Annotated in this window: 2 protein-coding genes and 2 pseudogenes; 2 read left to right on the forward strand and 2 right to left on the reverse strand. The window is 69.8% G+C overall.

The genetic code is table 11. The annotated features are described in order from the left end of the window. Positions 1 to 435, forward strand: a pseudogene (locus ACN269_RS33255) (hypothetical protein); the annotation flags it as partial. A gap of 77 nt (positions 436 to 512) precedes the next feature. On the opposite strand, the gene ACN269_RS33260 reads toward ACN269_RS33255, so the two are convergent. Then, positions 513 to 1,310: an Fpg/Nei family DNA glycosylase gene (locus ACN269_RS33260; protein ID WP_421477080.1), complete on the reverse strand. Its 798-nt coding sequence runs from the start codon at positions 1,308 to 1,310 to the stop codon at positions 513 to 515. Between the two features lie 2 nt (positions 1,311 to 1,312). Further along, positions 1,313 to 1,792: a ribose-5-phosphate isomerase gene (locus ACN269_RS33265; protein ID WP_421477082.1), complete on the reverse strand. Its 480-nt coding sequence runs from the start codon at positions 1,790 to 1,792 to the stop codon at positions 1,313 to 1,315. Between the two features lie 73 nt (positions 1,793 to 1,865). Between ACN269_RS33265 and ACN269_RS33270 the strand changes: the two are divergent. Next, a pseudogene (locus ACN269_RS33270) lies at positions 1,866 to 2,310 on the forward strand (molybdopterin-binding oxidoreductase); the annotation flags it as partial.

Here is a 2,310-nt window from a genome sequence, read left to right on the forward strand (position 1 = left end):
GCCGGACAGCGGTCGGCGGGTTCGGTCACCGAGGACCGCCGGATCAATTTCGAGGGCCGCGAGATCGAGGCGTCACCGATGCCGTCGCAGCGCACCCCGAACTACTATCCCGGCGGCCGGGTGGCCGGACGCCCGGTGCCCGCCGGCTGGTACTCCGAACCGTGGTGGAAGCCCGCGCTGGTGGCCGGCGCGTGGGGTATCGGGTCGGTACTGCTCTTCGACGCCCTGTTCACCGGCATGCACGGAGTCGATTACGGCGCACAGGGTTTCGAGAGCGGCTACGGTGACGGCTTCTCGCAGGGCTACGAATCCGGGTTCGACCAGGGCGGCGGCGACGCCGGCGGCTGGGACGGCGGCGGCGCCGACATGGGCGGCGGCGACGGTGGCGGCTGGGGCGACTTCGGCGGCGACTTCGGCGATTTCGGCGGGTTCTAGCTCGGGCCGGAGCGGTTCACTCTGCGGCTAGGGCGGAACCTACTCGTACTTTGTCGCCGCCGACGCAGTGTCAACGCTCAAACCTGACACGCCGGGCACCAGAACACGTTGCGGCCTTCGAGTTCGCTGGTGCACACCGTCGTTGCACACACCCGGCACGGCTCCCCCGCCCGCCGGTATACGTACGTCCGGGGCCGGCCCGGGCCGTAGGACGGGGCGCCGTGATCATCCTCGGGCCGCACCACCACGATCTTGCCGCGACGCAGCCCGACCTTCATCAGCGCCACCAGATCGGTCCACAGCGCATCGAACGTCGACGCCTCGATCGTCACACCCGCCCGGAACGGATCGATGCGGTGGCGGTAGAGCAGTTCACTGCGGTACACGTTACCCACCCCGGCGATCACCGCCTGATCCATCAACAGCGCACCAATTGGGCGGCGGGACTTGGCGATTCGCGCCCAGGCCGACGCCGGATCGGCGTCGGGGCGCAGCGGATCGGGGCCCAGTCTCGCGACGATATCGGCGACCTGAGGGGCCTCGATCACCTCGCAGACCGTGGGTCCACGCAAGTCGGTGCCGAACTCGGCGCCTACCATCCGCATCCGGACCTGGCCGACCGGCGCCACCGGCAACCCCGCGGCGAACTCGGTGAACGTGCCGTACAACCCGAGGTGCACATGCACCACGCGGCCGCCCTCGTAGTGGTGGAACAAGTGCTTGCCCCAGGCACCGGCCTTCGTCAACACCCGGCCGCTGACCGCCGCTGCGCCGTCGACGAATCGGCCCTGTGGGCTCGACACCTCGACGGGTGCCCGGGCGTACCGCCGCTGATGCAGCCGGGCCAACCGATGCAGCGTGTGGCCCTCCGGCACGACTAGGCGGGCACCCCGGGAACCGCCGGCGCTTCGTGGGTGCGCTCGTAGTCGGCGAGGATGTCGATACGCCGTTGGTGCCGTTGCTCTTTGGACCACTCAGCGGCCAGGAACGCGTCGACGATCGCCAGCGCCTCCTCGCGGGTGTGCATGCGTCCGCCGATACCGATCAGCTGTGCGTTGTTGTGTTCGCGGGCCAGGGTGGCGGTGTCGACGTTCCAGGCCAGCGCACATCGCGCGCCGGGCACCTTGTTCGCCGCGATCTGCTCCCCGTTGCCCGATCCACCCAGCACGATGCCGAGGGTGCCGGGGTCAGCCACCGTCTTCTCGGCGGCGGCGATGCAGAACGCGGGATAGTCGTCCTCGCCGTCGTAGGCGTACGCCCCGCAATCGATCGCTTCGTGTCCGGTCTTGGTCAGGTGTTCGAGAATCGCTTCTTTCAGTTCGAATCCGGCATGGTCGCCGCCGACGTAGATGCGCATGCCGGCCATTCTTTCAGACTCAGACGGGACTATCGCTGGCAATCCGCACCCCCGATGGCGTCGAATAGCAGACATGAGCAGAGGCTCCCTGACCGCCGCGGCTTCCGGCCTGCTCGCCGTCGGCGCCGCGCTCGGGGTCGGCCACCTCGTGGCGGGGCTGGTATCCGTCCCGGAGTCCTCACCGTTCGTCGCCGTCGGCAACGCCGCCATCGACCGCACCCCGGCACCGGTCAAGGATTTCGCGATCACGACGTTCGGCACCGCCGACAAACCGGCCTTGCTGGTGGGCATGGCGGTGGTACTGGCGCTGCTCGGGGCGGCCATCGGCCTGGCGTCCCGCCGCAGCCGCTGGCCGGGACTGGTCTCGATCGCCGTCCTCGGCGGCATCGGCCTGCTGGCCGTCTACGAACAGTCGGCCCAGCGGGTCGGCCTGCTGGCTCCAACGGTCGCACTGGCGGCAGGCCTCGCGTCATTCTGGGGGTTGCACGCCTGGGCCCGACCCGACGAGCCCGCCGCCG

Source organism: Micromonospora sp. WMMD736, from assembly GCF_049179015.1.
GTDB lineage: Bacteria > Actinomycetota > Actinomycetes > Mycobacteriales > Micromonosporaceae > Micromonospora.

What these genes read in the sequence shown, in the direction of transcription:
- ACN269_RS33265 (WP_421477082.1), bottom strand. Translation starts at nt 1,792, where the DNA reads ATGCGCATCTACGTCGGCGGCGACCATGCCGGATTCGAACTGAAAGAA.